This window comes from Citrobacter sp. Cb028 (genome assembly GCF_030336705.1).
Lineage (GTDB): Bacteria > Pseudomonadota > Gammaproteobacteria > Enterobacterales > Enterobacteriaceae > Citrobacter > Citrobacter braakii.
In genome coordinates this window covers 328510-334509 of the sequence record NZ_JAOWCZ010000031.1, presented here as the reverse complement: position 1 = coordinate 334509, position 6000 = coordinate 328510, and the positions used below count along the sequence as shown (strand labels likewise).

5 protein-coding genes and 2 tRNA genes are annotated in these 6000 nt (G+C 52.0%); all 7 read right to left on the bottom strand.

The window, feature by feature from the left end:
- Position 1: 1 nt before the first annotated feature.
- A tRNA-Arg gene (locus OGV75_RS09085) sits at positions 2-78 on the bottom strand.
- Between the two features lie 3 nt (positions 79-81).
- Positions 82-174, bottom strand: a tRNA-Ser gene (locus tag OGV75_RS09080).
- A gap of 336 nt (positions 175-510) precedes the next feature.
- Positions 511-696, bottom strand: coding sequence for a carbon storage regulator CsrA (gene csrA / locus OGV75_RS09075; protein ID WP_000906486.1), 186 nt, complete (start codon positions 694-696; stop codon positions 511-513).
- Between the two features lie 238 nt (positions 697-934).
- On the bottom strand, positions 935-3562 hold the full coding sequence (alaS, locus tag OGV75_RS09070; protein WP_016154164.1) for an alanine--tRNA ligase: 2628 nt from the start codon (positions 3560-3562) through the stop codon (positions 935-937).
- A 128-nt stretch (positions 3563-3690) separates the two neighbouring features.
- Entirely contained in the window at positions 3691-4191 is a 501-nt protein-coding gene (gene recX, locus OGV75_RS09065) for a recombination regulator RecX (RefSeq protein WP_016154165.1), read from the bottom strand.
- 69 nt (positions 4192-4260) lie between these two features.
- The gene (gene recA, locus OGV75_RS09060; protein WP_016154166.1) at positions 4261-5325 is read right to left on the bottom strand and encodes a recombinase RecA; all 1065 of its coding nucleotides are present in this window, start codon (positions 5323-5325) and stop codon (positions 4261-4263) included.
- Between the two features lie 92 nt (positions 5326-5417).
- Positions 5418-5915, bottom strand: coding sequence for a nicotinamide-nucleotide amidase (gene pncC, locus OGV75_RS09055; RefSeq protein WP_016154167.1), 498 nt, complete (start codon positions 5913-5915; stop codon positions 5418-5420).
- Positions 5916-6000: the final 85 nt, after the last annotated feature.

Here is a 6000-nt window from a genome sequence, read left to right as displayed (position 1 = left end):
ATGGTGCATCCGGGAGGATTCGAACCTCCGACCGCTCGGTTCGTAGCCGAGTACTCTATCCAGCTGAGCTACGGATGCAAATGGCGGTGAGGCGGGGATTCGAACCCCGGATGCAGCTTTTGACCGCATACTCCCTTAGCAGGGGAGCGCCTTCAGCCTCTCGGCCACCTCACCAACACGCCTCTTGCGAGTGCTTCGAAGAACTTGTTTCTGCTCATCGTCGCTGCGTGGCGCACATATTACTTTCTGGGACTTATAAGTCAAACAATTTTTCCAGCGCTTTTATCGTTTGCACATTTCACGCGCAATTAGTCTGCAAAAACGGCAAAAAGAGTGTTTTATCAACAGATAAATTGGCAATTTCTTGAGGCAATGAACAAACGGAAAAATCGCAGGGAAAGGCAATACGCGGATGAGAATCGAAAAAATGAGGAAGACGAAGAAGAAAAGAGAAGAAAAGGGATAATTCAATCAGGTTGCGCCTCACCAGAAAGGTGAGACGCGAAAACCTTAGTAACTGGACTGCTGGGATTTTTCAGCCTGGATACGCTGGTAGATCTCTTCACGATGGACAGAAACTTCTTTCGGGGCGTTTACGCCAATGCGCACCTGGTTGCCCTTCACCCCTAAAACTGTCACGGTGACCTCATCGCCTATCATGAGGGTCTCACCAACTCGACGAGTCAGAATCAGCATTCTTTGCTCCTTGAAAGATTAAAAGAGTCGGGTCTCTCTGTATCCCGGCATTATCCATCATATAACGCCAAAAAGTAAGCGATGACAAACACCTAAGTGTAAGCAGTCACGGCATCACATTCTGTTAAACCTAAGTTTAGCCGATATACACAACTTCAACCTGACTTTATCGTTGTCGATAGCGTTGATACAAACGCTGCGGATTGAAGTCCGCAGCGTCGACTTACGCTTATAATTATTACAGTTTTGCGCTGACCCAGCCTTTCACACTGGCTAACGCTGCTGGCAGAGCCGCAGCATCCGTACCACCGGCTTGCGCCATGTCCGGACGACCACCACCCTTACCGCCTACCTGCTGAGCGACCATTCCAACCAGTTCCCCTGCTTTCACGCGATCTGTCACATCCTTAGACACACCCGCAATCAGAGAAACCTTACCTTCCACTACCGTTGCCAGAACGATAACGGTAGACCCCAGTTGATTTTTCAGATCATCAACCATGGTACGCAACATTTTCGGCTCAACGTCCGCGAGTTCGCTGACCAGCAGCTTCACGCCATTGATATCAACCGCTTTGCTGGAGAGATTTGCACTCTCCTGCGCCGCAGCCTGTTCCTTCAATTGCTGCAATTCTTTTTCGAGTTGACGCGTACGCTCCAGCACGGAACGAACTTTGTCACCAATATTCTGGCTATCGCCTTTCAGCAGCTGCGCAATATCGCTTAAGCGATCGCTCTCAGCATGCACGGTTTGGATAGCGCCTTCACCGGTCACAGCTTCAATACGACGAACGCCCGCCGCAGTGCCTGACTCAGACACAATACGGAACAGACCAATATCCCCCGTACGGCTGGCATGAGTACCACCACACAGTTCGGTAGAGAAATCACCCATGCTCAGAACACGCACGTGGTCGTCATATTTCTCGCCAAACAGCGCCATTGCGCCTTTGGCTTTCGCCGCTTCGAGATCCATGATGTTCGTTTCAATCGGCAGATTGCGACGAATTTGCGCATTAACCAGATCTTCAACGGCACGGATTTCAGCAGGCTTCATAGCTTCAGTATGAGAGAAGTCGAAGCGCAGCACTTTATCGTTAACCAATGAGCCTTTCTGTGCCACATGCGTGCCCAGTACCTGGCGCAGCGCCGCGTGCATCAGGTGCGTTGCGGAGTGGTTCAAGCGAATGCGCGCACGACGAGCTTCATCAACATCAGCCTGTACTGCATCGCCAATTTTCAGAGAACCCGCAGACAGCTTACCAATGTGACCAATGGCCTGGCCATATTTCTGCGCGTCGCTCACGGCAAACGCGAAGCCTGCGCCTTTCAGTTCACCCTTGTCGCCAACCTGACCACCAGATTCCGCATAGAACGGAGTCTGATCCAGTACGACAACTGCGTCCTGACCTGCGTTAATTGCGTCTACCGCTTTACCATCAACAAACAGCGCGGTCACTTTGCCGTTAAGTTCCAGGTGTTCGTAGCCTTTAAATTCAGAGGCGCCATCAACACGAATCATCGCATTGTAGTCTGCGCCAAAGCCGCTGGCTTCACGTGCGCGACGGCGCTGTTCTTCCATTGCAGCTTCAAAGCCCGCTTCGTCAACCTTAATGTTGCGCTCGCGGCAAACGTCCGCCGTCAGGTCAACCGGGAAACCGTAGGTGTCATACAGACGGAATGCGGTTTCGCCATCCAGTGTATCACCGGACAGTTTTGCCAGTTCTTCATCCAGCAGCGCCAGACCACGCTCCAGTGTACGCGCAAACTGCTCTTCTTCGGTTTTCAGAACCTGCTCAACCATAGCTTGCTGACGCTTCAGTTCTTCACCTGCGGAGCCCATGACGTCCACCAGCGGACCAACCAGCTTGTAGAAGAAGGTATCCTTCGCGCCCAGCATGTTGCCATGACGTACCGCGCGACGAATGATACGACGCAGCACATAACCACGGTTTTCATTCGACGGGACAACGCCATCGGCAATCAGGAATGCACAGGAGCGGATATGGTCAGCGATAACGCGCAGCGACTTGTTACTCAGATCGGTCGCGCCGGTGACTTTCGCCACGGACTCAATCAGTGAACGGAACAGGTCGATTTCATAGTTGGAATTAACGTGTTGCAGCACGGCCGCAATACGCTCAAGGCCCATACCGGTATCCACGGACGGCTTCGGCAGCGGTTCCATGGTACCGTCAGCCTGACGGTTGAACTGCATGAAGACGATGTTCCAGATCTCAATGTAGCGATCGCCATCTTCTTCTGCGCTTCCCGGAGGGCCACCCCAAATATGGTCGCCGTGGTCGTAGAAAATTTCGGTGCACGGACCGCAAGGGCCGGTATCACCCATCTGCCAGAAGTTGTCGGAAGCATAAGCCGCGCCTTTGTTATCACCGATACGGATGATACGTTCGCGCGGAATGCCGACTTCTTTTTCCCAGATTTCATAGGCTTCATCGTCAGTTTCATAGACGGTGACCCACAGACGCTCTTTTGGCAGGGCAAACCAGTTTTCACCGGTCAGCAGTTCCCATGCGTATTGAATAGCATCATGTTTGAAATAATCGCCGAAGCTGAAGTTGCCCAGCATTTCGAAGAAAGTATGGTGACGTGCAGTGTAACCGACGTTTTCCAGGTCGTTGTGCTTACCGCCCGCACGCACGCAACGCTGCGAGGTGGTTGCGCGGGAATAATTACGCTTGTCGAGGCCAAGGAACACATCCTTGAACTGGTTCATCCCGGCGTTGGTAAACAACAAAGTAGGGTCATTGTTCGGTACCAGGGAGCTGCTGGCAACTACCTGATGTCCTTTACTATGGAAAAAATCGAGAAACGCCTGACGGATCTCAGCGGTGCTCTTGCTCATAATTATCCTGAAGAAATCAAGCTAACGAAATGTCATTACCAGCATCGGCACGTAAACTGCGCCTCTGGCAATCGAAAAGTGGGAATAAGATAAGTTTTCTTTACTGGGAAGTAAAATCCCGTATGCGCTCAATCGTCAAAATTTCGCCATATTGCCTGAATATCTTCCATCAGATAGCCACGGTAGAGCAAAAAGCGCTGGACCTTTACCTTATCTGAAAAATCTACAGGTAAAGGTTCTCCGTATTTACGAATGGCCTGCGCGCGCGCAAGTGCTGCCCAGTCAATTTCGCACTCGCGCATGGCTCGTTCAACGGCTTCACGCGAAATCCCTTTTTGGTTTAATTCCTGACGCACACGCGCGGGTCCATAACCTTTACGGCTACGGCTGGAGATAAACTGCTGAACAAAGCGGTCATCATCCAGATAACGACTTTCAATACACCAGGCGATGACCTTGTCGTAATCCTCCGGCGTTGCATCAATGTCTTCCGGTCCATTTTTTCCCATCACCGGAGCGGCCAGCTTACGCCGCAGTTCCTGCTCGCTGTGATCGCGCATCGCCAGTATACGTACAGCGCGGTCAAGAAGTCGGGAATAAGCGGAGCGGCGGGAAGTTGCTTCTGTCATAGTGAGCCTTCAGAAATGGAAAAGGGCTGCATCGTATGCAGCCCTTCTATGTGCGATAACGTCAGATTATCAGAAATCTTCGTTCGTTTCTTTTACATCTTCACCGCTGTCATCAACAGAGAAGTCTGGTTTTGAATCCGGGTTATTGAGCAGTAACTCGCGTACTTTCTTCTCAATTTCCTTCGCCGTTGCCGGGTTTTCCTTCAGCCAGTTAGTGGCATTCGCTTTACCCTGACCAATTTTCTCACCGTTGTAGCTGTACCATGCACCGGCTTTTTCAATCAGCTTCTCTTTCACGCCCAAATCAACCAGTTCGCCGTAGAAGTTGATACCTTCACCGTAAAGAATCTGGAATTCAGCCTGTTTGAACGGCGCGGCAATTTTGTTTTTCACGACCTTAACACGGGTTTCGCTACCAACCACGTTGTCGCCTTCTTTCACCGCGCCAATACGACGGATATCCAGGCGAACAGAAGCATAGAATTTCAGGGCGTTACCACCGGTGGTGGTTTCCGGGTTACCGAACATAACGCCAATCTTCATACGGATCTGGTTGATGAAAATCAGTAGCGTGTTGGACTGCTTCAGGTTACCGGCCAGCTTACGCATGGCCTGGCTCATCATACGTGCCGCAAGGCCCATGTGAGAGTCACCAATCTCGCCTTCGATTTCTGCCTTCGGCGTCAATGCGGCAACGGAGTCGACAACGATAACGTCAACCGCACCGGAGCGCGCCAGCGCATCACAGATTTCCAGCGCTTGTTCACCGGTATCCGGCTGAGAGCACAGCAGATTGTCGATATCAACGCCAAGCTTGCGCGCATAGACGGGATCCAGTGCGTGTTCCGCATCGATGAACGCACAGGTTTTACCTTCGCGCTGTGCGGCAGCAATAACCTGCAGGGTCAGCGTCGTTTTACCGGAAGATTCAGGCCCGTAGATTTCAACGATACGGCCCATTGGCAAACCGCCCGCGCCCAATGCGATATCCAGAGAAAGCGAACCAGTGGAGATGGTTTCCACATCCATGGAACGGTCTTCACCCAGGCGCATGATGGAGCCTTTACCGAATTGCTTTTCGATCTGACCCAGCGCTGCCGCCAACGCTTTCTGTTTGTTTTCGTCGATAGCCATTAATTACTCCTGTCATGCCGCTTTCGGGTTAAACCGCGAAACGTGATAGATAATGTTCTGTTGGGGCAATTATACTGTATGCTCATACAGTATCAAGTGTTTTGTAGAAATTGTTGCCACAGGGTTTGTAACGCGTAGGCGGTCGCCTGTCGACGTACCGCATCGCGATCGCCGCTGAAGCATTCCCGGCGAGTAATCCCCTCGCCGCTCGCGCTGGCAAAAGCGAACCATACCGTCCCCACGGGCTTTTCTTCACTGCCGCCATCTGGCCCCGCAATACCGCTAATCGAAACAGCGAAATGCGCGCGGGCCGCTTTTAGCGCGCCAATCGCCATCTCCACCACCACAGGTTCGCTCACCGCCCCATGCTGGACCAGCGTCTCTTCGCGCACGCCAATCATCTGCGCTTTGGCTTCATTGCTGTAGGTCACAAACCCGCGCTCAAACCAGGCGGAGCTGCCGGCAATATCCGTAATTGCTTTGGCTACCCAGCCGCCAGTGCAGGATTCCGCCGTCGTCACGGTTGCCCCGCGCGCTTTCAACGCCAGGCCAACCTGCTCGCTTAACTGCATCAGTTCACTGTCGGTCATTTCAGCCTCTGTCAGTTAAAAAAATATGCCGGACAAGATAGCACTTTCATAACCAAGATGGGGATGAGGAGACAATTTTACGAGG

Bases quoted from the DNA above. Each gene is read 5' to 3' on its own strand.
- csrA (WP_000906486.1), bottom strand. From the start codon at position 696: ATGCTGATTCTGACTCGTCGAGTTGGTGAGACCCTCATGATAGGCGAT.
- alaS (WP_016154164.1), bottom strand. From the start codon at position 3,562: ATGAGCAAGAGCACCGCTGAGATCCGTCAGGCGTTTCTCGATTTTTTC.
- recX (WP_016154165.1), bottom strand. From the start codon at position 4,191: ATGACAGAAGCAACTTCCCGCCGCTCCGCTTATTCCCGACTTCTTGAC.
- recA (WP_016154166.1), bottom strand. From the start codon at position 5,325: ATGGCTATCGACGAAAACAAACAGAAAGCGTTGGCGGCAGCGCTGGGT.
- pncC (WP_016154167.1), bottom strand. From the start codon at position 5,915: ATGACCGACAGTGAACTGATGCAGTTAAGCGAGCAGGTTGGCCTGGCG.